Here is a 21,988-nt window from a genome sequence, read left to right as displayed (position 1 = left end):
CTCAGGGGCTCCATTCGTCGGCTAAGAGGCCGTAAAACGCGGTGTCCGACACTTCGCCCGCGACGATCCAACGTTGCCGGAGGAGTCCTTCCCTTTGGAACCCGAGCCGCTCGAGTAACCGGACGGACGCCGCGTTCCTCGGATCGGTGTCGGCCTCGATACGGTGAAATCCGACGTCCCTGAAGCAGACCGTCAGGAGGGCGGTCAATGCCTCGGACATCAAGCCTCGGCCCCAAGAACGACGGCCTAAGACGTAACCCACCTCGGCCCGACGGTTCTGTCTGTCGATCTGATGAAGGGTGCAAGTCCCGACGACCTTGGACTCCGACGCGTCCACGATCCCGAACTGAAAGAAGGAGCCGTCGTCGTAGCCCGCCTCGACCGCGTCGATAAGCCTGGTGACCTGGTCCGTCCTCTCGTACGGCGGCGACGACCAATAGCGCATCACCGCCGGATCGGAGAAGACGTCGTAAAGGTCGGGGGCGTCGGCATGGCTCAGGCGCCGGATCTGGGTCCGGGCGGTCACGATCGGTCCGTCGACGATCGGCTTCAAATCGAGACCCGAAGAGCGAGCGTTCATCGGATTTTGCCGCGCAACGGCCGCCCCGGCCGCACGTCCTCCACCAACTGCCCCTCGTCGACCACCTGGACGCCGCCCACGAAAACGTGGCGGAACCCGACGGACGGTCGTGCCGGACCGTCGAAGGTCGCTTGGTCGATGACCGTCTCAGGGTCGAAGACGCAGAGGTCGGCGTCGCACCCGACTTTGACCCGGCCCTTCCGCTTGAAATCCGGACACACCTTTTCCATCCGTTTCGCGGGCCGCAGGGTGGCCTTCTCGACCGCTGTCATCAGGGAGACGGCCTTCTGCTGTCTGACGTAGCGGCCCAGGATCCGGGCGTACGTGCCCGCGCTCCGGGGATGTCCGACGCCGTTCTCCAACCCGCCGTCGGTGCCGATCATGGACGCAGGGCTTACCAGGGCCGCGACGACGGCCCGCTCGGGGATCGCATGGGCTGCGACGAACCCACCCTCAGCCCGGTACTTTTCGAACGTCTCGCGGGTCAACCGCTCGTGGGTCTTGCCCCATTCGACGTCGCCATAGTCGATCCCGAACCTCTGCTGCCACCCTTCGGCGAACACTTCGGATCCGATCTCCGTGCCAAAGGCCGTATAGGGATAGAAGTCGCACGTCACGTCCAAGCCTCGGGCTTGGGCCCTCTCGATGAGACGGAGCGCCTCCTCAGTCCGGCTCAGCCCCATGCTTGGGACGTGGACGACGTGGAGTCCGGCCCCGGTCGCTACGGCATCGGCCAAAACCTCCTGGATCCCCACGACGGCGCTCTGGTCGTCCGCAACGGTCCCGTACCGGACGTGGCAGTGACACGCCACACCGTGCCGGGCGGCGACGGCGAACACGTCCAGAACCTCCTTGCGACCCGACTGCGGCCTGTATTCCAGTCCGAAGCCGACGGCCAAAGCTCCGCGCTTGAGGGCGCGGTCGACGAAGTCCGCGATTTGAGCGGTCTCCTTCTCGTCTGCCGCGCGTTTGGACGCTTCGGTGTCGTCCCCGAGGACGGACGTCCTTGCCCAACCATGACCGGTGGCCGTCCCGTAGTGGCAGAGTCGTCGCCCCTTTTGACCGTCGTACCAAACGTCGACGTCTGGGGCCCCTGACTCGAGTTGGAGCTTCGTCGTGACTCCGTCGAGGACTTGCACGCGGTCGTTCTCCATGTCCTGGCCGTGGGAGATCGGATCGATGAACCCGGGGCAGACGACGAGTCCGCTGACGTCGACCGTCCGCTTCGCGTTCAACCTCTCGGAAGTCAAGGCCACGATCCGGCCGCCTGTCATCCCCACGTTCAGCCGCTTGTCGGTCTTTGACTCCGGGTCGAGGACACGGCCCCCGATCAACGCGGTCTCGGCGGCGAAACCGCCGGAATCGGCGCCCAAAAGGGCCAAGGTCGGGGCGAAGGACGCGGCCTGTCCCAGGAATCGGCGTCGGGTCATGGCCCAGGTTACACCGGAGACCTCTCGGTACGCCCCGTCCGGTCGAGTTACGGCCGTCGTCCCAAGGGCCTGGACGGGACTTCGACAGAAAGAACGATTCTTTTGTACATACCTGGGGACAGGAAGCGCTGAGGGCGTCTTTGTATTCGGTGCAGCCCCTTCCGTGGCCTGCGGTACGCCTTATGAAATGAGGCTCGACGGTCCTCAAGGTCAAACGGAGCGAAGAAGCGCGTGCAAAAGGGGTCAGTACGGATAGAGCGTGAACAACTGACAACCGATTATTGATTCATGACGGTTCGTCCGTCCAGGGAGACAAGAAGATGACGACGGAACAAGCCCGGATCAAGGTCCTTGCGGCACTGGACGTGCTCGACACGCAGTCGGAATGGCGCTTCGACTCGATTACGGCCCTCGCCTGCCACATCTTGAGCGTCCCGGTGGCCGCATTGAGCCTCGTTTCGGAGGACCGCCAATGGTTCAAGTCCAACATCGGGCTTCCGTTCGACGGAACGCCCCGCTCTCAGTCGTTCTGCGACCACACCGTCCGGCAGAACGAGGTCTTTTGCGTCGAGAACGCTTCGGACGACGAGCGTTTTGCCGACATTCCGCTCGTGAGCGAGCTGAAGTTTAAGTTTTATGCCGGGGCGCCCGTCCGCGTCGATGGTCAGAACGTCGGCTCGCTGTGCGTCCTGGACCGGCGTTCACACACGATGACGCCGGACGAATCGTCGGCCTTGATGCTCCTGTCCCAAATCGCCGCGTCGATGCTCCAGTCCGACCTCCAGATCCGGATCCTACAAGACGAACTGGAATGCCTCAATACCGCGCTCGACGCGGTGCGGAACAAGGCAGCCTAAGAAAGCGGCAGCCCTGAGCCTGGTCGCGTGCCCTGGTCCCGTTCGCACGTTAGGGCAAACTGGGGGTGTGCCCAAGTCCGACGTCGTCTACGCGACCACCCACGGCCAAACGCGCAAGATCGCTGAGCGGATCGCCGAAGTTTTGCGGAGCGAGGGCCACGACGTCACAGTGTCCGAGTTCGGCGGGGAGGTCAGGGAGGATTCGACGACGGTAGTCCTCGGAGGGCCCGTGTACATCGGTTCAGCCTCGCCAGAGCTTTGCCAATGGGCCAAAGAGCGTCAAGAGGCCCTTGCTTCACGGACTGTCGCGTTCTTCACGGTCAGCATGAGCGCTTCCGACAAGAGGGACGTGGCCCGGCTCGAAGACGCCCGGATCGTCGAAGAGGCCCTCAGCGCCTCTCGATTGGAGCCGGACTTCATCGCCTCTCTAGCAGGGTCCCTCGACTACACGAAGTACCCTTATCTCAAGCGGATGCTCATGAAACGGATCGCCCGGCTCTCGGGCGGGCCCCAAGACACGGGCCGCGACCACGAATTGACCGATTGGGAGCAAGTCGATGCGTTCGCACGCGCCGTTGCGGCCGGAGACCGGTCCTCGGCCTTCTCCACCAACGACCGGACGACGTCCGGCGCAACGGTCTAGAGTCCGAGAACGGCCACACGGTCGAACCTGGCCCGATAAGACGCCGTCGTGACGGGGCCCGTCGCGAAGTACGAAGTCTTGACTTTGACCTGGCCGGTCTGTTGCTCCACGAAACGGGAGGCAGTACCCGAGACGAGGAACAGGTTGACCTTGTCCCCGGTCTGCGCGCTGCTCTGGTCGATGATCTCGTAGAGCCCTGTCTGATAGTTGAAGAACTCGGTCTTTCGGGACAGGCCCGGCGTGTTCACGCCGTCTTCTAGCGAGATCCCTAGAATCTGCGGCGACAGGACGCTCGACGTGGTCGTGAACACGACTTGGATGGGTGCTTCCGACCCGTTAGCGGTCGGGCCCCGTTTCACCGTGAGATAAGTGTCGTCGCTGACGGCGACATCGGCCACGCTCCCCGAGACCAGCAACCCGCGCAAGAGTTGGGCGGTCGTCGGGAAGAACGTGTTGGCGACGAAGACCTTCCCCGCCATCCCGCTGACCATGCCGCCGCCAAGGTCGAGACCGTGCAGGCTGCAGTAGTAACCGTAAGCGCCCGGCACCGTGAAGGTCTTGTCGAACGTTCCGGAGTTCTTCAAGCCTGAGTTCCAAGACTCTGCCTGACCGGCGGCGCTGGTCGTGCTGTGGACCCCAGAGTCCCACACCCATTGGACGGTATCGCCGACTTCGATGACAGGGTCGCTGTGGACGGGCGGTGCCGCCCCAAAATCGAAGTTGAAAATGTGGACCGTCACCGTCGCGGCGCGAGCGGTGACGGAAACGGCAAGCAAGGCCAAAGCAGCAAGAGCGGTCCCGTAACGCATGGTGTCCTCCGAGCGCCGACGGGGCGCCTGCTGGCGGAATGCAGGAGGTCCCTCAAGAGTTCCCGCGCGGTGCCAAGAGCGGGCCATCGTCGGCCCCGAGCCGGATCAAGTTCCGGAACTGGACTTCGGCCTCGGGAACCGGATCTGCCGAACGAGGGTCGGGAACGACGACGGCATAGGCGATCTTGCCGTCATGACCCGCTCGGACCAAAGCCTCGCAAAGGTCGTTGTCGGCAAGGCACGTGCTGTCCAAATGGACGAGCGCGATCCTTCCGTCGAGCTTCGTGAACCATGGCACGGGATCCTGGCCGCCTTTCCGAGCCCAAGCCACGTCGAACTCCACGAAGAGATCGGGCCCGGCGCCTTCCAGAAGGCTCTCAAGCCCCGTTCGACCCTCGTCCGGAGCGAACTCCATGCGGTGGTTGTGATACGCGGTCTTGAACCCTTCTGCCCCGAAGGCGTCGACCCAGCGCCGGATGCGCTCTCCCATGAGCCGCCAACCGTCGCCGAAATCGTCCAGTCGAAGGTGTTCGATCACCACGTATTCAGCACCCTGTTCTTTGGCCGTCGCGACGGCACCGTCGAACCGACTATGGAAGTCGTGAAGGTTGAACGTTACTGCGACCGATCGGAGGCCGGCTTCATCGAGTTCCTTCCGCCCGGATGCGTCCGAGCCTTCGACCACGCCGTCGGTCTCGACGTACCGGAAACCGGCGTCTGCGATCCGCTGCAGGGCTCCCGGCCCCTCTTTCCGGATCTTCGCGTTCAATCGTCCCAGTTGGATCGCCACCTTCATCAACTGCCCTAGACGCCGTTCCTCGCCCCATGACGTCGGGAACGCGTAGGACCAGAGCGGCTCCTGGTCCCTTCCGCCCGGAGGCCTGGTCCGTCAATACTCTGGACATGCAGATCGCGGCGGTCGCCTTAGCGTTGGCCCTTCCCTTCGGAACTCCGCCCGAAGTGACGGAGCACGAGAACGACCTGTTCAAGAAGAACATCGGTCTCTACCTGACGAGGAACTCGTGGAACGACGACCTCGCGTACTTGCACGGGCACTTCTACATGGTGCCCCTTCATGCCGCGTTCCTGCTCGACCAAAAGGACTGGCAATCCCAGTTCGACGCCCATTACTCCCGACTCGTCAACGTTCCGCGGACCGACCTCTGCAAGAACCCGCTGTCGCGGATGCAATATCTGTACACGGCGACACGGTTCTTGGCCCTGAGCGCCAAGTCCGGCCGGAAATCCGAGGTCAACGAGCGGCTGTTCCGTTACACGGCCGACGAAATCGCCGACCGTTGGGAGAGCCAGGACGCGATCGGCTTCGACATCGCCCATTTTCACGGCGTCCGAGAGCGCGTGGTCCACAAGCTCGCCCTCTTCAACCCGGCGAAGTCGTATTACGCCGCGATCACGGACGAAGAGGCTTTCGTCTTCGCCGAAGCCGCGGACCTCGTCACCTACTCGAAAGCGACGAAGACGCCCCTGCCCCACGAGTCCACGATCAAGGACGTCCTGTCCACGGCGCGGCGGGTCTTCGAAGACCGGGGCACCTTTACCCGGGACGGCGGGTGGCTGTTCGACGTCGGCATGTGGACGGACCATCCCGACCTCGTCTTCGCGGGCAACCCTCAGATCACCCCCGGGATGATCCCCATGAAAGTGAACGACATCACGATGGACACGTCGCACTTTCATCGGTTCGCCCTCTTCGTCGTCTCCCTCCGGAACGCGTATCCGCCGGATTCGGACGACTACAAGTTCTACGACAAGATCCGGTCAGGCCTTGCGAAACAGATGAACAAGGTCGTCCTACGAAAGCCGGACAGCGGATTCCCGGGATACCGTTTGACGAACTTCATGAACGGCATGAACGGCGTCTACCGCTATGGCAGCGCGAGCGACGTCGGGCCGGACAAGGGCTACGGCCCGTACGAGTTGTCGGGCACGTTCCTTATCGGTTGGTGGAGCTTCCTGGGCGACGCGGACATCGCCAAGGCGTACGGGGAGATCTCGAAGTCGTTCCCGTTGCCCGAGTCGGTCATGAAGGTCTACCAAGGGCCGGTCTATAAGCCCGCGCCGCGAAAGGACAAGAGTTGGTACGAGAACGGTCTCGCCGAACTGTTCGCGAGCCTAGGGTCGAAACTGCCCCCTTTCTAAAGGCGGCCGCCTCGAACGGGTCGGCCGGTAAGACGACGGTCCTGACGAAAAAGACGGCCAAGCCACTCGCCAAGTCGAAGAAAACGGCGGCCAAGAAGTCCGTGAAGAAGGCGGCAAAGAAACCCGTCAAGAAGAAGCGCTAAAGCCTGTCGGGCCAAGGGGCAGCCGTTCAACCGCTCACGCGGACCGGCTCGCCGGTCTTTGCGCTTTGGATCGCGGCCGTCGCGAGCCGCACCGCTTCGGTTCCTTCTTCGGCCTTGACGGACGGAGCCGCTTGGCCGGAGGCGGCTTCGAGGAAGGCCGTCAACTGCCGGAAGTAAGGGTCGTCTTCGGGGGCGTAGTTGTTCTCGTTCACGGTCGTGCCCGTGTGCGTGCGCAGCGACGGGTTGTCCCTGGAGTCGAATTCGACGACGCCTTTGGGGCCACAGGCTTCGATCGTCACCCTGAACCCGCTGGGATCCATCCAGGTCGATTCGACATGGGCGACACAGCCGTTCTTGAAAGTAACGGTGGAGAGGGCGTAGTCTCCGCGGAATTCGGCCCCTTCGACGGTTTTTCCGAGCCGGACGGAGCGAGACGTGACCGTTTCGGCGGGGCCGAGCGTCCACAGCAACCAATCGAACTCGTGGACGGCAAGATCGAGCAAGATGCCTCCTGACGCGTCGGCGTCCAGGAACCAGTCCGCCTTAGGCGGTCCGCCCCCACGGCGCATGCGGACGGAGGCCGGAACGCCGATATCGCCGCGGGCGATAGCCTCATGGGCCGTCCGGTGCTCCGGAAAGAACCGGGCGACGTGGGCCGGCACCAGGAGGGCCCCACTGTCCCGAGCGGCCGTGATCATGCGCTCGCATTCCGCGACCGTCCGCGCGAACGGCTTTTCGACGAGCGTCGGCTTGCTCGCGGACAGGCACGCGACGGCCACGTCGGCATGGACGGGCGTCGGAAGGCAGACGTCCATGGCGTCGGAATCTCGAAGAAGGGCCTCGAACGAGTCGGCCGCGCGGAGGCCCCGCGAAGCGACGAAGGCGGCCAGCTTTTCGGAGTCGGTGTCGAAAACGGCGACCTCGACCCCGTGCATCTGGGCGTACTTGTTCGCATGGACGCCTCCCATTCCGCCGCAACCGACGATTCCGACCCTCATGACCCTGAGCATACTCACCTTCCCCCGGCGTCGGAAGGCGGCCCAAGGGTATACAACCGACCGACGGTGACGTCGGATGGCGCTATGGTGGGCAGTGGTCGGTGCGGTTCTCTCGGGGTCGGGCGTGGCTGAAAGGAGCTTTGCCGAAGACGTCGGCCTGCTTCAAAAGCAACCCGGTTTTGCCCTTCTCAAAGAGGGCTCTTCAGCCGTGGCCGTCGTGGGCGGTTTCCAAGCGCGGGTCATGACGAGCACGGTCGACGCCGAGAACGGCGAAGGGCTTGGCTGGATCAATCACAGCCTCATCGAGAGCGGCAAGACCGGCCCCCACATCAACGTGTACGGTGGCGAAGACCGATTCTGGCTCGGTCCGGAAGGTGGCCAGTTCAGCATTTTCTTCAAGTCCGGAGACCCGTACGACCTCGAGCACTGGCAGACGCCGGCCCCGATCGACACGATGGCGTACGACCTGAAGTCGACGACCGACGAAGAGGCCCGCTTCGAAGCCGGATTCAGCGTGACGAACGCGTCCGGGACGCGGTTCGACCTCCGCGTCGACCGCAAAGTCCAGATCCTTTCGGCTGACCAGGCGCGGCTCGACCTCGGTCTGCCCTCGCTGGAAGGTGTCCGGTGCGTGTCCTTTCGGACGATCAACGTCCTCAAGAACGTCGGGGAACAAGAATGGACACACGGCGGTGGCGCTTTGTCGGTCTGGATCCTGGGCATGTTCAAGCCGGGTGACCGCACGACCGTGCTTATGCCTTACGAGAAGATGGGAAGCGGCCCGGTCGTCAACGACTCGTACTTTGGAAAAGTACCGGACGACCGCCTGAAGACCGCTGACCGCGTCGTCTATTTCAAAGCCGACGGCAAGCACCGGAGCAAAATCGGAGTCGCGCCCAAGCGGGTACGCCAGTTCCGGGCCGGCTCGGCCATGGGCTCGTACGATCCCGACCGATCGTTGCTCACGGTCGTGACCTACACCTACAACCCGGGGTTCAAAGAGTATGTGAACTCGATGTGGGAGCATCAGGACGAACCCTTTGCCGGTGACGTCGCGAACAGTTACAACGACGGGCCACCAACGCCCGGCGCGGCACCGCTCGGACCGTTCTACGAACTGGAATCGTCCTCGCCGGCGCTTTTCCTGAAACCCGGCGGTTCGTACACGCACATGCACGCGACGTATCACTTCGTCGGGCCGGCCACCGCCCTCGATCCCGTTTGCCGCCATTGTTTCGGCGTCGGCTTGGGCGACGTCGAGAAGGCCTTCGACAGGTCTCGATAGAAAGGGCTATGCCCGGAGGGTCCCGTCACCTCCGGTTTGCACCGGCGTCCATTCGAACCATGAGCGTTCTGATCGTCTCCGAACGCGGCGACGAGAAGCCGCACCAATTGCGCCGCGACGGGATCGTCCCCATCGGACTGATCGAGAAGGGCAAACCGACCAGGAAGTTACAGGCGCCCGCTGACGACGTTCGGACGTCCATCGGCCGGGCGTCCGGAATCGGTCTCTTAGAACTGCGCGTCGACGGTGAAGCCAGGTCGCGGACCGTCCTCGTGAAACATGTCGACCGCCTTCCCCACAGCCCCTTGATCCTGAGCATGACCCTTGCTGCCGTCGCGAAAGACGACGAGGCCGTCGTCGACGTCCCTGTCCACGCGGTCGGGACGGCGGGTGACGTCGCGTCGGGCGCCGGCGTCTTAGTCCACGCCACTCCGACCATCAAAGTGAAGGGCCGCCTTGACCAGATTCCGGCCCAAATCGACGTGGACGTCTCGGCGGTCGCTTACGGACACAGCATCCACGCGTCCGACCTTCGATTGCCGGAAGGACTCGACCTCGTCACGGCCGGCGACGTCCCCGTCTTCTCTGTCCATCCGGTCCGCGCCGAATCGTCGGCTGTCGGCGGAGCCGCAGAGGACGAAGAAGCGGGAGCGGACGTGGAACCGACCGAAAGTTAGATTCACGGAAGATTTCGTTGATTCTCGTGCAGTCGGCCGATGCCTAATGGCGGATGGACCGTCGGGCCGTGTACACTATGAGGAATGAAAGCCGACAGGTTGCTTTGGTCCGGACTCGGGTTCGCTTCCGCGTCCATGGTCCTCATGGACGTCGTCAGGACGTCTTGGGCGACGGGCGTCGCAGGCCTTACGGTCCTTTGCGGAGCCTGTTTGGCCGTTTCGGTGCTCACCAAGACCCGTCCCACGACGCTGTTCGGGATCGCGGCGGCGACCTTCATAGCCATAGGTAGCGGCTTGTTCGGAATCGAGGTCATAGTCCGAACCTTCGGTGAGGGTGTCGTCCCCTTCGAAGTCGGTGGCTTCCCCCTTGAAGCCGCGGTCTGGACGAGTTCTTTCGCCTTGACGATCGTTCAGTCGACTGTCGGCAAAGAGCAGCGCCTGGCCCGTGTCCGGACGTCTTGATGCGGCGACTCAGCGGCGCTCGCGCCGAGAACTCGACATCCGGTCCAACTCGGCGAGCTTGAACCGTACGGAAAGCACGTAAGGTTGCTCGCCTAGCGCCCAATGGCCATAGGTCGTGCAAACGAACGTGCCGTCCTTGAGGACTTCGACGCCCGGATAGGCACAGTCGCCTCCCTTTGTGTCGTGTTTGAGCCGAACGACGAACTGTCCTCCTCCTGACTTGTGTAGGTCCTCGTATCGGCCGACCCACGCTACCCAGTCGCCCCAATACGGGCTTCCTTGCGCCATGCACCGGAAACTGACCACGAGCCTGCCGTCCGGGCCGTAACGTGCGGTGTGGCGGTCGCCCGTCAACGCCGGCCCAAGAGGTTGGGGCGTGCTCCAGTTCGCGCCTTCGTCTCGTGAGAACGCGACGTGGGAGTATCCCCGCCGGCTGTTCTCTCTCAACAAAACCGCGAGCTCCTTACCGTCCGGCGATCGGACGAGGCCCGGCTCGCAGAACTGCAGAGGTCTTGACGTCAAGACGACCGCAGGAGCCGTCCAGGACGGACCTCCGTCGTCGCTGAACGTTTTGTACACCGTGAAAGTGCCCGTCGCCTTCCCGCCTGAAGCAAAGAGGCGACCGTCATCATGAAAGAGGGCGAGGTATCGGCCGTCTTTCAAGCGTTCGACCGACGACATGACCACGATCCCGCCCCATTCCCCGGCCGGTTCCAGTTCGGTCCATGTCCGACCATCGTCATCGCTGTGCGACAGTCGGGCCGGGTAGAGCCCTGACCAAAGGACCAGTCTCTTCGTTCCGGACTTCGGGTCGAGCGTCCGATGGATGGTCGGAGTTTCCATGCTCGTCGCCCAGCTGACCGGCGTCGGGAGCCGCTCGCTCCAGGTCCGACCGCCGTCGTTCGACCGTTTCATCTGGATCGGCCCTTTGCCGTGACCCTTCGGATAAACGCAGATCATCGTGCGCCCGTCTTCGAGCAGGACCGTCGTGGGATGTCCGAGATATTGGCCCGGTTCGCGGTCGACGACGGTCTGACGGGCCGAGTCGGCGTCCAGGTCGAGGAACACGGACGAAAGGGCGAGCACGGCAAACGCGGGTGTCACAGTCTTACCGGCTTGACAAGGACGTTACGAAAGTCCACCGGCCCGTACGATCCTTGGAGGACGAGCGGGCCCGTCGCAGATTCCCGCGTGTTCCCGGCGCCTTTGCTCGGACCGGAGACGACGGCGTCTTTCTGCACGACGACGCCGTTCAACCGGACTTCGACGAACCGCGCGTCCATGGTCTTACGGCCCTTGGGATCGAACCGTGGCGCCCGGAACAAGACGTCCAACGTGTTCCACTGTCCGGCGGCCTTGGAGGCTTCGCTGAGCGGCGGTTGCCCCGCGAAGGCGTGGCCCTTCGTCTCGCCGTACATAAGTCCGCCGGCGTCCGGGAAGTCAAGCGCCTGGGTCGAACCGTGCGAGTCGGCGATCTGCACTTCATATCGGCCCTGCAGATAGACGCCGGAGTTTCCTTTTGCCGGAATCTTGTATTCGGCGTGAACCCATAGGTCGCCGTAAGCCGCCTTGGTCGAAAGGTCTTTGCCTTTGGACGGTTGCGTCAAAGCCCCGCCTTCGGTCCGCCAACCCGAACCGGCTTTCCAGGCGGGCGGCGCGGCACCTTGGGGCGGACGGGCGTTGGCCGCCCAAAAGATGCCTTCCGACACGTTCCTCGGGAAGAGGGGGTCGACAAAGCTCTCCTTGGTGTGGCCCATCGCGTTGTAGAACGCGCGGCCCCCGTCGAACTCGTGGTACCAGGACACCGGGTGGAAGCCGGTCTTCGCGCCCTCGTCCCAGGCGAACAAGACGGTGACGTCGTCGGCCGGCAGCTGCCGGAACTCGTACCACTCGTCGAACCGCTTCCAATCCGACGGGAGGAAACTGGTGGTCGGATGGGCCCGGTCGAAGATCTTCATCTGTTCGTCGCGCTGAGGCCCGTGCGTTTTAAAGTACGCGCCGACGAGACGGCCGTACCACGGCCAGTCGTATTCCGTATCGGACGCCGCATGGATGCCGACATACCCTTTTCCCTTCCGGATGAACCGTTCCATAGCGGCCTGTTGGGCCTCGTTCAGAACGTCTCCCGTGGTGCTCAGGAACAGGACCACGTCGTATTTTCCCAACCCGTCGTCCGTGAACACGGAAGCGTCTTCGGTCGAGGACACGGTGAACGCGAACTCCTTGGCGAGCCGTTGGAGCGCCGCATGGCCGTCCGGGATCGAGTCGTGACGGAAGGCCGCGGTCTTGGAGAACGCGAGGACCCGAGGGTGCTCGACGGCCAGGGCCGTCCTCGGGACATCCGCGGAAGAGCACGTCGAAAGGAACGCGGCCAAGAGCCCGACCATGGCACGATTCTAGCCCGTAGGTTCCCTTGTGCGCCGTATACTTGCCGGTGTGAAGTGCTTGGCCTCTTTTTCGGCCGCGGTCGTTCTTCTTTCGTCTGTTTCGGCCCAAGCCCCTCCGGTCACGGATTGGAACGTCTTCGTCGCCCCGGAGCAAGGAATCCAAGAGCGGACGGTCGGACTGGTCCATCGGGATGGGAACGCGTTCGTCGTCCACTCACGGACCGGGCCTGGGACGGCCAGGACGGCGAGGCTGTCGAAGGTCGGCCCTGAGGGCAAGATCGAATGGGAGCGCCCCGTCGGCGACTCTACGGCTTCGGACGTCGTGGCGGGCCGACCGATGGCTAATGCTCAGGGAGAGCCGACGGTCCGATCGGTCGTGACGTCCGGCGGCTCGGAAAGCTGTGTGCTCGAACGGTGGGACCGTTGGGGAGACCGGAAGTGGGCCGTACAATCGGCGACGCTGGACCTTGCAGCCTTCGACCCGGTCCGGTGGTCAGGATCCACTCCCGGGGCTCTCATCCTGTGGGCGGGCCGCTCAGGCTTTCCCCGTCTGTACCGTTTAGACCGCCTCGGGCCGACCGGACTCGTATCGGCTTCCAACTCGTTGTCGGGCCTCATACCCTTCCTTCAGACCGTCACGTCCGTTCAGGAGTCCCCCTCAGGAGACTCCTTCATATCCGGGACGTACGGCAGCGGCACGTCCTTCGTCGCTTCCCTCTCGCCTGACTTGCAGGCCGTGAACTGGACGCTGTCGTTCGGTTCCAACGTCGTCACTCAGACTCGGGCCTGCCAGGACGGCGGTATCGCTGTGGCCATGAAGTGGGAGTTCGGCGACACCTCGCAAGACCTCGTCAAGATCGACCGGCTTGGCCGCGTCGAATGGCTCGTCAATTACTACAGGGACTCGTCTCACGGCCTGATCGCGCAGTCGCTGTCGGAAGGGCCCAACGGGAGGATCTACGTCCGAGCCTTTCTTGATTGGGGAGGAGTGAAGCAAGAGTCGACAGGGCACGTCTATTCGTTCAAACCGAACGGGGACTGGGCGTGGTTCGGTGAGTTCTTCCGAGAGATCCGGTCGAGCGTCAGTTCCGTCGAACCCGGTCCGGCCGAGTGCGCTACGGTCGCCTACGGCGGGAACGACGGTTCGGCCAACTCGAGCTCTGCGATCGAATTCGTGTCAGGAAACGGAGAACACGTCTGGCTCAAACCGTTCACTCCGGGAACGTACGGCTTCGAGTCGCTCGCGCCTGAAGTCGTGGTCGACCCGGACGACGCGGTCATCGTCGCCGGCACGGCGTCGAAATCCGGCGAACCTGACCGGAGATGGCTGGCGAAGTACGTCCTGGTCGGAACGGGAACGCTCCCTCCGACGGCATTCAAGGTCCTCGTCGGCAAGGTCGACCAAGGAGGATTGAGCGCCCTTAAATCCAGGGACGGATCCGCCATGGTCGTTTCACCGATCGGGTCGGGTGCAGGTTCCTTCCGGACACAGGTCGAGGTCGACGGCGTCCAATCCCTCTTCGAGAGAACCCCAGTTTCGGTCAACGTGGCAGGCAGGCTGTCGACCACAGGTACGGCCGCCATGACCGTCGAGCAGTGGGACTGGACGAAGTCCCGTTGGATCACTGTAAAGTCCGCGACCGCTCTTACGGCCCAGACAGAGTCTGCGGTCTGGCCGTTCCCAGGGCCCTACGCCAGGTTCGTCGGAAGCGGCGGCAAGATGAAGACCCGGTTGACCTTTGACTTTCGCCCTCCGTCAGGCTCGCTGACCCCGCGCGTCATGCTCGACAAGTGCAACTGGACGGCACTGGCGCCGTAAGGACCGACGCCCGTAGTTTTACGGGACATACAGGTTCGCGCGCCTCGTTTCGGCGCAGGGCCCGTAAAGTGTTCACACCAGGACGTCCCGTTCGTTGGAACGGGCTCTGTCCGGTGGGAGATGCTCTTGGAGGATAGTCATGATGGAACGGCTCGGCCGTGCGGCCACCGCAGTCGCCGATGCTTTTGACGGCGTGCCCGAGGCGTCGACGCGGCGCGCACTCTTCGCCTTGACAGGCACGGCCGCACTTTCGCTCGTCGCAGGGCGGGCCGAAGCCCAGGCCGTCCGGATACCGCCCGGCTCAGAAGCCGCCGGCAACTGGAAGAGCCCGACGAACCGGCTCGTGCGACGCCTGTCTTACGGGATAGAAGCCACCGAGGCGAGCAAAGCCGCGCTTATGGGGTTCGACGCTTATGTGAACCGACAGTTGAACCCTGAAGGGATCGACGACAGCGCGGTCGAAGCGACGGTGGCAGCGAACTGGCCCCGAATGAACTGGAACGAGGCGCAGCTGTACGATGTGTCCGACTCGTACCAACTGTGGCTCGAGCTCTTGTTCGCGACGCTTCACCGGAGTACGTTCTCCCAGCGGCTCCTGTACGAGCGCATGGTCGAGTTTTGGACCGACCACTTTAACGTCAGCATCGTCAAGTTGGCACCGCAGACCTTAGTGCCGTTCGTGCAAAAGGTGATCCGCCCGAACGCGATGGGAACGTTCCCTGACTTGCTCAAGGCCACCGCGCACTCGGCCGCGATGTTGAACTTCTTGGACAACGACGCGAACACCGCTTACGCCCCCAACATCAACTATTCGCGCGAACTGCACGAACTTCACACCGTCGGCGCACAAGGCGGCTATAACGGTGAGGACCTCCGTCAGGCCGCACTCGTGCTTTCGGGGTGGTCTTGGACGTGGGAAACGAACGATCCGAACCGCGGCAAGTTCCTGTTCAGGCCGTATTACCATGCCGGCGGTACCAAGGTCGTCATGGGCCAGGTGTACCAGGAGAACGGTCAGCTCGAGGGAGAGCAGATGCTGAACTTCCTCGCGGGACACGCCAAGACCGCCGAGTTCGTGACCAAGAAGATGGTCAAGTGGTTCCTTGGCGAACCCGCCCCACAAGCCGTCTGCGACGCGGCGAAAGCGGCCTACTTGGCGACGGGCGGCGACATCCGTGAGATCCTCCGGGTGATCCTGACGCCACAGAACCTTGCCTTGTCAAAACCGCGTTACAAACGGCCGTACCATCTCCTGGTCTCGATGCTCCGATCCGGTCGGGCGGCGGTGACGGACTTCACGTTCCCCGTGTACGCCCTCGTGGAGGCAGGAATGGTCCCTTGGAACTGGTCGTTCCCGGACGGTTATCCGGACCGCTTCGAATACTGGGTCGGCGGACAGATCCATCGGGCGAACATGGGCCTTTGGCTCGCCGGGAACTTCTTGCCCGGCGTGACGATCGACGTCGCCACGACGTTCGGCGCCGACCGCACTCCGAACGGGTGTCTGAACGCGATCACGAAGGCGTTCTTCGGCGGCGAAGGGTCGCCGGACGACACGTCCGCCCTCTTGGCCTACTTGAAGAACGGGCCCATCACCGACAGCAGGCTTCAAGGCGCCGTCGCGGTCGCGATGGCCTGTCCGAGTTTCCAATGGTACTGAGGAGAGCACGATGACGAACGACATAGAACGGTTCGCCTGTCCGGAATACAGGTCTGTCTCGCGCCGGTCTTTCTTAGGCGGCGCCACGATGGCGACGATGGCCGCCGGCCTCGGTTATGCCTGGCTGCCGCGCGTCGCCTTCGCCGAATCCGCGTCCCAACGCGATCTGCTCGTCTCGGTGTTCCTCCGAGGCGGGGCCGATGGCTGCACCCTTTGCGTCCCCTATGGAGATCCCGGCTACTACCTGGCCCGTCCGACCATCGCGATCCCGCGTCCGGACAGCGGGCAAAGCGGCCGCGCCACCGACCTGAACGGCTTCTTTGGACTGCCGACAGAACTCACGCCGCTGTTGCCTGCTTATCAGAACGGCCACTTGGCGATCGTCCACGCCGTGGGGTCGCAGAACTGGTCACGGTCGCATTTCGACGCCCAGGCTTGGATGGAACTCAGTGACCGCGGGCACCCCTCGAACACGACGGGCTGGATCGGACGCCACTTGGCCACCACGGGCGAGGCGCTGCCAGGGAGCCCGCTGAGAGGGATCGCGTTCAACTACGGGATGGTCCGGATCATGAACGGCGGCCCGAAATCGCTCCCGATCGCCGACCCGGCCAGCTTCGGCTACCAAGCTTGGTACCCGAACCTCTCGGAGATCCTCGGAACGATCGAGGACCGCTATCGCCGCTTACACGACGCCCAACGTCAAGCGGTCCAAGATACGAACGCGACCATTGCGGCCTTGGACGCGATCGACTTCGAAGGCTATCAGGCGGGAGGCGGGGCGGTCTATCCCGAAGACGGTTTCGGGCGTGCCCTGAAGTCGGTAGCGGCGATGTACCGTGCCGACATGGGTCTGGAAGCCGCCCATATCGACATGGACGGATGGGACACGCATGCCCAGCAAGGTCCGATCGGAGGCTATATGGCGGGTTTGATGGACACCCTTGGGAAGTCGTTGGCCGCTTTTTACACCGACCTGACGGCCGTCGGGAAAACCGGCTTCACCCTTGTGCTCGTCAGCGAGTTCGGCCGGAACGTGCTGGAGAACGGATCGGAAGGAACGGACCATGGAGCCGGAAACTGCATGCTTGTCATGGGCGGCGCCGTCAACGGAGGTCAGGTCTTCGGGACTTGGCCAGGTTGCGGAACGGGGCAGCTTCTGGACGGCTATGACCTTCAGATGACGACCGATTACCGGAGCGTCCTGGCCGAAGTCGTCGAGAAGAGGTTGCAGAACCCGAACCTGGGGGCGGTCTTCCCTGACTTCTCGCCGAACTTCCTTGGCGTCTGCCACGCGTGACCGCGTCCTAGAAAACGGTCGGCACTGCGGTACCTTGCTCAAGTGCCGACCACCCTGAAGCTCAGCAAAGCGGACGCCGCGAGGGGCATGGTCGCGTTCCACTTTCGGCAGACCGACGTGCCTGGCGCCTTCGAAAGGCTCCGCAGCGTCCAGTTCGACCCTATCGCCCCTGTCGGCTGCAACCATGATCTCGTCCTACAGAGCCGGGTCGCGGACTACAGGATCGGCGATTGGCAAAAGGTGGCCTATCAAGAAAGGCTCGTTTACGACGGGTGGGACAAGCAGGCCAGCCTCGTACCGATGCAAGGTTGGCCTTTGCGGCGCGCTTTCCACGATTGGCACCGGCCCAACTTCGGCCGGATCTTCCGAGAACACGCACACGCCATCGAGGCCGTCCTCGCAGAGCTCGAAGAACGCGGTCCCTTGCTTCCTAAAGAGTTCGAGTTCCAAGAGCGTAAGGATGAATGGGCGGGTTCGTGGTTCGGCCCGAACGTGACCAAACAGACCCTTCGCGCGCTCTGGCACTCGGGACTTGTCATGACGGCCGGGCGTAAGGGGCAGCACCACGTCTACGACCTGACCGAGCGCATCGTGCCTCCGGACGTCTTCCGGACTCCCAAGGCGCCGATCGATGAGTCCGTTCACGGCCTTGTCTTAGAGCGTCACAAGGCGGTCGGGCTCTTGCGGCCAACGGCCCCGCAGGAGGTCTGGTCGTTCAATAAAGTCAGCCCGGTCAAGAAAGCGGCGTACGAACGCTTCGCCTCATCGGGGGATCTCGTGCCTGTCGATGTCGAAGGTATGGCCTTTTTCGCGTCCCCGGAGTTCGTAAGTTGTCTGGACGGTCCTGTCGAGAACGCCGTCCGCTTCATTGCCCCCTTGGACCAGTTCATGTGGGACCGAAAGGCCGTCGCCCACATCTTCGGCTTCGACTACGTCTGGGAGATCTATGTGCCCGAACCGAAGAGAAAGTGGGGCTACTACGTCCTGCCCGTACTGCACGGCGACCGCTTGGCCGGGCGTGTCGAGTTCTGGTGCCGCAACGGGCTACTGGAGATCAAAGGCTGGCACTGGCAGGACGGGCATCCGACGGCAGACTTCTGGCCAGCCTTCGAAGCGGCGCTGACACGCTTCATGTCCTATTCGTCAGCCACTTCGATCAGCGTGGACAAGTCCACCGACCCTTCCGTACGTGATGCGGTGACGCGGCTCCGATGAGGACGGAGACACTCTGGGGCATCGACCTCGGTGGCACGAAGATCGAGGGACTTGTCATAGAGTCACCCCATACCTCCACAGCGAGTTTCGGAACCATTGGTCCGAGCGAGGCCCTTGTTGGGACCGTTCTCGCGAGGCTCAGGCTACCGACCGAGGCCGAACAGGGATACGACCACATCTTGGAGCGGACCGCTGAAATGGTCGCCCTTCTGGAGCAGGAAACGGAGTTGACCCGTCCGGCAAAGATCGGTGTCGGCACGCCAGGCAGCGTCCGGCCCGACGGCACGATGAAGAACTGCAACACGACGTGCCTCAACGGTTCCCGCTTACCCGAAGACCTTTCGACGGCCCTCGGAGCGACGGCCATCGTCAAAAACGACGCCGATTGCTTCGCGCTGGCTGAGGCGCTGCTCGGAGCGGGTCGGGGCTACGGGACTGTCTTCGGCGTCATCATGGGCACGGGAGTCGGAGGCGGGATCGTCGTCGACGGAGCACTGGTCAGTGGCCCTAACGGACTGACGGGTGAATGGGGGCACTCGACCCTTGTGCCCGATGGTCGCGAGTGCTATTGCGGTCGACGGGGCTGCGTCGAGCAATACCTTTGCGGCCCTGCGGTCGAACGAAGTCACTTCGAAAGGACCGGCGAACGGATGAAGCTGGCCGATATCGCGGCGACCGCCGAGTGCTCGGAACCCTCGAGCGCACGAGCCCGGGAATGCCAAGAGACCATCGAGCGGCTATGCGAAGACTTTGGGAAGGCGTTATCGACCGTCGTCAACGTTTTGGATCCGGACGCGATCGTGCTCGGGGGCGGCGCGGGCCAGGTCTCGCAACTGAGAACATTAGGGCGGGACCGGCTTGCCTCGAACGTCTTCGGCCCCGACTTCGTGACGCCGCTGCTAAGCCCCGAACTGGGCGACAGCGCCGGCGTGTTCGGTGCAGCGCTTTCGACCCGTTCTTCGGCACTCGGAGACATCCGGGAGTCCGACTAACGATGGACGGGCACGGGCCTGGTTTGTGCCGGATATCGGGCGACGATGCCGCCTCGCCGACCGATCATGCCGAGAAGATAGACCCGTCCCTTGCGATCGGCCGAAGCACGGAACGCCCAGGCGTCTTCATCGAAAGACAGAGTGTGCGAGCCCTTCGGCGAACCGTCGCGACGACCGTAACATCCTTGGAGCCATGCTGGACGATACACTCATGGTTGGAATCAAAGAAGACATAGTTTGTCGTCGTAGCTTGTGATCAGGGACGTTGCGACGCTGACGATGGCCGGATCCTGGCCCGTGGAGTGGACGACCACACCGTCTTTTCCTGCCGCCTAAGAAGAGGTGACGCCGCTCCAACCGCCGAGCTCGTACTCTTGGACCCCGTCCGGCGAGAGAGCGGGCGCCACGGGTGGTCAGAGCAACACGACGCAAACCGCCATCGTTTGCCGGTCGACATGTCCTTACCTTTTCTCTCGTCGTTTAGGATTCCGTCCATTAGATTTCGTTGACAAAGGAAAGGCTCACGTCATCGACGAGCAAGACAGGGAACTTCGACTCCGACCTGCGCCTTACATCATTCAAGCAAGGACATGGGAACGGCGAAGGTAGAAGGCGAACTTTGGGGGGCAAAGGCGAAGGACTGGGCCGACTTTGGCGAGTCGACGACGGCGCCACTGTGGCGGTCGATGTTAGAAGCCGTACAAGTAGGGCCAGACGACACGTTTCTTGATCTCGGTTGCGGTGCGGGCGGAGCCTCCGTCCTGGCTGCGTCACGAGGGGCTGCCGTCACGGGTATCGACGCTTCCCAGAACCTCCTAGCCATCGCCCAGGACCGTGTGCCTGAAGGACAGTTCCACGAGGCGGATCTGGAAGCACTCGCTTTCGGAAACGGATCGTTCGACGTCGTCTTTGCCGCCAATAGCCTTCAATATGCCGGAGACCAGGGGCGCGCCGTCCGTGAGGCGATGCGAGTCAGACGTTCTGGCGGTCGGTTTATCGTCGGAATGTGGTGCGAGCCAGACCGGTGCGGACTCAGCTCCGTCATGAGGGCGGTCAAGCCACTGTTACCGCAACCTGCACCTGGGTCTCCAGAGCCGCCTCCTACCCTCTCGGACCGCGACAACCTCTTCCGCCTGCTCCAGAGCAACGGGGCAAGTCCGAAGGACGAGGGCGAAGTCGAGTGCGTCTTCGAGTTTGCCGACGAGTCGAGCCTGCTGAGGGGGTTGAACAGTGCAGGCGTCGTCGTGATGCTGTCGAGGCTGGTAGGGCAAGAAGCGCTCGACGGCGCGATCATCGAAGGGTGCGCGGCCTTCCGTCAGAAGGACGGCGGTTACAAGATGCCCAACTGGTTCCGATGGGTCCGTTGCTAGCCTCAAAACGAAGAAAGCCCCTCGAAAGGGGCTTCTTCAATTTTTATCTATCCGCGCGACGTGCATATCTTGCGGGAGGTCGCCCTCCAACTACTTCCGCCGCTGAGAGTCTTAACTTCCGTGTTCGGGATGGGAACGGGTGTTTCCCTCTCGCCATGGTCACGCGAATAGAAACTTTATGCGGTTTCTCGCCTAGGCGTGAAAACGCTTTGACAACCGTACTTCGGTCGACGTGGAGCGCTCGTTAAAGGTCACCGAGTGAGAGCTTGATTTTAAGCCCTCGGCCAATTAGTACCGCTCAGCTTTGACATTACTGCCTTTACACCTGCGGCCTATCACCATGTAGTCTTCATGGGGCCTTACCTATAAGTGGGAGGTCTCATCTTGAAGTGGGCTTGGCGCTTAGATGCTTTCAGCGCTTATCCCTTCCAGACTTGGCTACCCAGCGTATGCCCCTGGCGGGACAACTGGTACACCATAGGTCTGTTCACCCCGGTCCTCTCGTACTAAGGGCGACTCTTCTCAAACCTCCTGCGCGCGCAATGGATAGGGACCGAACTGGCTCACGCCGTTCTGAACCCAGCTCGCGTGCCACTTTAATCCGTGAACTCCGGAACCCTTGGGACCCTGTACAGCCCCAGGATGTGACGAGCCGACATCGAGGTGCCAAACCATGCCGTCGCTGTGAGCGCTCGGGCAAGATCAGCCTGTTATCCCCGGGGTAGCTTTTATCCGTTGAACCCTGGCGTGCCCACGCACCACCAGAGGGTCACTTAGACCTGCTTTCGCACCTGCTCGACTTGTTTGTCTCACAGTCAATCACACTGTATACCTATATGCTCGACGCCTGATTTCCGACCAGGCTGAGTGTGACTTTGTACGCCTCCGTTACTCTTTAGGAGGCGACCGCCCCAGTCAAACTACCCGCCACGGAGTGTCCCCAACCCGGATCACGGGTCAGGTTAGTCGTCCAGATGTAGAAGGGTGGTGTTCCATTGGTGCCGAAGCTCCCACCTACGCTCTACATCCACACCCAAACGACAATCCGAAGGTGTAGTAAAGCTCCACGGGGTCTTTCCGTCCTATTGCGCGTAGCCCGCATCTTCACGGGCACTACAGTTTCACCGAGCTTCTCGTTGAGACAGTTCCCAAGTCGTTACGCCTTTCATGCGGGTCGGTATTTAGCCGACAAGGAATTTCG

19 protein-coding genes and 2 rRNA genes are annotated in these 21,988 nt (G+C 62.8%); 12 read left to right on the top strand and 9 right to left on the bottom strand.

All coding sequences use genetic code 11. The annotated features are described in order from the left end of the window. Position 1: 1 nt before the first annotated feature. Both JST30_15545 and JST30_15540 read right to left on the bottom strand, forming a co-directional pair. Complete coding sequence (locus JST30_15545) at positions 2-580, bottom strand: GNAT family N-acetyltransferase (protein MBS1715740.1); 579 nt, start codon at positions 578-580, stop codon at positions 2-4. Next, positions 577-2,010 carry an amidohydrolase family protein gene (locus JST30_15540; GenBank protein MBS1715739.1) on the bottom strand — a complete coding sequence of 478 codons (1,434 nt, stop codon included), beginning with the start codon at positions 2,008-2,010 and terminating at the stop codon, positions 577-579. Before JST30_15540 ends, JST30_15545 begins: the two co-directional genes overlap by 4 nt. Before the next feature lie 320 nt (positions 2,011-2,330). On the opposite strand from JST30_15540, the gene JST30_15535 reads away from it, so the two are divergent. Further along, on the top strand, positions 2,331-2,867 hold the full coding sequence (locus JST30_15535) for a GAF domain-containing protein (GenBank protein MBS1715738.1): 537 nt from the start codon (positions 2,331-2,333) through the stop codon (positions 2,865-2,867). A 67-nt stretch (positions 2,868-2,934) separates the two neighbouring features. Further along, complete coding sequence (locus JST30_15530) at positions 2,935-3,510, top strand: protoporphyrinogen oxidase (GenBank protein MBS1715737.1); 576 nt, start codon at positions 2,935-2,937, stop codon at positions 3,508-3,510. On the opposite strand, the gene JST30_15525 is transcribed toward JST30_15530, so the two are convergent. Then, complete coding sequence (locus JST30_15525) at positions 3,507-4,319, bottom strand: hypothetical protein (protein ID MBS1715736.1); 813 nt, start codon at positions 4,317-4,319, stop codon at positions 3,507-3,509. The genes JST30_15530 and JST30_15525 overlap by 4 nt on opposite strands. Positions 4,320-4,371: 52 nt before the next feature. Then, on the bottom strand, positions 4,372-5,115 hold the full coding sequence (locus JST30_15520; protein MBS1715735.1) for a TIM barrel protein: 744 nt from the start codon (positions 5,113-5,115) through the stop codon (positions 4,372-4,374). 107 nt (positions 5,116-5,222) lie between these two features. Between JST30_15520 and JST30_15515 the strand changes: the two genes are divergently transcribed. Further along, the gene (locus JST30_15515) at positions 5,223-6,479 is read left to right on the top strand and encodes a hypothetical protein (protein MBS1715734.1); all 1,257 of its coding nucleotides are present in this window, start codon (positions 5,223-5,225) and stop codon (positions 6,477-6,479) included. Between the two features lie 169 nt (positions 6,480-6,648). Here JST30_15515 and JST30_15510 read toward each other — a convergent pair whose 3' ends face one another. After that, positions 6,649-7,620, bottom strand: a complete 972-nt coding sequence (locus JST30_15510; protein ID MBS1715733.1) for a Gfo/Idh/MocA family oxidoreductase — start codon at positions 7,618-7,620, stop codon at positions 6,649-6,651. 124 nt (positions 7,621-7,744) lie between these two features. Here JST30_15510 and JST30_15505 point away from each other — a divergent pair, with 124 nt between their 5' ends. From JST30_15505 to JST30_15495, 3 genes are all read left to right on the top strand, one after another. Then, positions 7,745-8,905, top strand: coding sequence for a hypothetical protein (locus JST30_15505; GenBank protein MBS1715732.1), 1,161 nt, complete (start codon positions 7,745-7,747; stop codon positions 8,903-8,905). Between the two features lie 59 nt (positions 8,906-8,964). Further along, positions 8,965-9,582: a hypothetical protein gene (locus JST30_15500; protein MBS1715731.1), complete on the top strand. Its 618-nt coding sequence runs from the start codon at positions 8,965-8,967 to the stop codon at positions 9,580-9,582. 84 nt (positions 9,583-9,666) lie between these two features. Then, entirely contained in the window at positions 9,667-10,044 is a 378-nt protein-coding gene (locus JST30_15495) for a hypothetical protein (protein ID MBS1715730.1), read from the top strand. Positions 10,045-10,053: 9 nt separating this feature from the next. Here JST30_15495 and JST30_15490 read toward each other — a convergent pair whose 3' ends face one another. Together JST30_15490 and JST30_15485 are read right to left on the bottom strand one after the other, a co-directional pair. Further along, positions 10,054-11,148: an exo-alpha-sialidase gene (locus JST30_15490; protein MBS1715729.1), complete on the bottom strand. Its 1,095-nt coding sequence runs from the start codon at positions 11,146-11,148 to the stop codon at positions 10,054-10,056. Then, on the bottom strand, positions 11,145-12,431 hold the full coding sequence (locus tag JST30_15485) for a ThuA domain-containing protein (protein ID MBS1715728.1): 1,287 nt from the start codon (positions 12,429-12,431) through the stop codon (positions 11,145-11,147). The genes JST30_15490 and JST30_15485 overlap by 4 nt, the downstream gene beginning before the upstream one ends. A gap of 49 nt (positions 12,432-12,480) precedes the next feature. Here JST30_15485 and JST30_15480 point away from each other — a divergent pair, with 49 nt between their 5' ends. The 6 genes from JST30_15480 to JST30_15455 all read left to right on the top strand — a co-directional run bounded on the left by JST30_15480 (position 12,481) and on the right by JST30_15455 (position 20,787). Then, positions 12,481-14,250 carry a hypothetical protein gene (locus tag JST30_15480; protein MBS1715727.1) on the top strand — a complete coding sequence of 590 codons (1,770 nt, stop codon included), beginning with the start codon at positions 12,481-12,483 and terminating at the stop codon, positions 14,248-14,250. Positions 14,251-14,389: 139 nt separating this feature from the next. After that, positions 14,390-15,910 (top strand): DUF1800 domain-containing protein, encoded by a 1,521-nt coding sequence (locus tag JST30_15475; protein MBS1715726.1) that lies wholly within the window; start codon positions 14,390-14,392, stop codon positions 15,908-15,910. Between the two features lie 10 nt (positions 15,911-15,920). Beyond that, the gene (locus tag JST30_15470) at positions 15,921-17,210 is read left to right on the top strand and encodes a DUF1501 domain-containing protein (protein ID MBS1715725.1); all 1,290 of its coding nucleotides are present in this window, start codon (positions 15,921-15,923) and stop codon (positions 17,208-17,210) included. A 42-nt stretch (positions 17,211-17,252) separates the two neighbouring features. Continuing rightward, positions 17,253-18,425: a YcaQ family DNA glycosylase gene (locus tag JST30_15465; GenBank protein ID MBS1715724.1), complete on the top strand. Its 1,173-nt coding sequence runs from the start codon at positions 17,253-17,255 to the stop codon at positions 18,423-18,425. After that, entirely contained in the window at positions 18,422-19,417 is a 996-nt protein-coding gene (locus tag JST30_15460; GenBank protein ID MBS1715723.1) for an ROK family protein, read from the top strand. The genes JST30_15465 and JST30_15460 overlap by 4 nt, the downstream gene beginning before the upstream one ends. A 590-nt stretch (positions 19,418-20,007) precedes the next feature. Continuing rightward, positions 20,008-20,787 carry a class I SAM-dependent methyltransferase gene (locus tag JST30_15455; protein MBS1715722.1) on the top strand — a complete coding sequence of 260 codons (780 nt, stop codon included), beginning with the start codon at positions 20,008-20,010 and terminating at the stop codon, positions 20,785-20,787. A 50-nt stretch (positions 20,788-20,837) separates the two neighbouring features. On the opposite strand, the gene rrf is transcribed toward JST30_15455, so the two are convergent. Together rrf and JST30_15445 are read right to left on the bottom strand one after the other, a co-directional pair. After that, positions 20,838-20,954 (bottom strand): 5S ribosomal RNA (gene rrf, locus JST30_15450). A gap of 101 nt (positions 20,955-21,055) precedes the next feature. After that, positions 21,056-21,988: ribosomal RNA gene (locus JST30_15445) — 23S ribosomal RNA — on the bottom strand; the annotation flags it as partial.

The sequence above is a fragment of the Armatimonadota bacterium genome (genome assembly GCA_018268395.1).
Taxonomy (GTDB): Bacteria; Armatimonadota; Fimbriimonadia; order Fimbriimonadales; family Fimbriimonadaceae; genus JAEURO01.
Note: the sequence above shows the minus strand (reverse complement) of the source record. Positions and strands in the feature narration are given on the sequence as shown.